The following is a 358-nucleotide window of genomic DNA, read 5'->3' as shown; positions in this document are numbered from 1 at the left end:
GCACATGGAACGCTGGGATGAAAGTGTCAGCCATCGCCAGTTGTTCGAAGACTTGACCGAACTGACCCTGATGGCGGAAGCCGGTGGTTTCAGCACCGTCTGGATTGGCGAACACCACGCCATGGAATACACCATCTCGCCCAGCCCGATGCCGCTGCTGGCTTACCTCGCGGCCAAAACCACCACCATTCACCTGGGCGCCGGTACCATCATCGCGCCGTTCTGGCACCCCATCCGCGTGGCCGGTGAATGCGCCCTGCTCGACGTGATCAGCAACGGTCGCATGGAAGTCGGCCTGGCTCGCGGTGCCTACCAGTACGAATTCGATCGCATGATGAACGGCATGCCCGCCACCGAC

At 61.7% G+C, this 358-nt stretch carries 1 protein-coding gene; it reads left to right on the top strand.

Features of this window, described 5'->3' with window-relative positions:
* Window positions 1–358: LLM class flavin-dependent oxidoreductase (locus RMT89_RS41680; protein WP_315888964.1), on the top strand; the 358-nt coding region annotated here is incomplete at both ends.

The sequence above is a fragment of the Streptomyces sp. P17 genome (assembly GCF_032436805.1).
In the GTDB taxonomy this organism is placed as follows: domain Bacteria; phylum Actinomycetota; class Actinomycetes; order Streptomycetales; family Streptomycetaceae; genus Streptomyces.
Note: the sequence above shows the minus strand (reverse complement) of the source record. Positions and strands in the feature narration are given on the sequence as shown.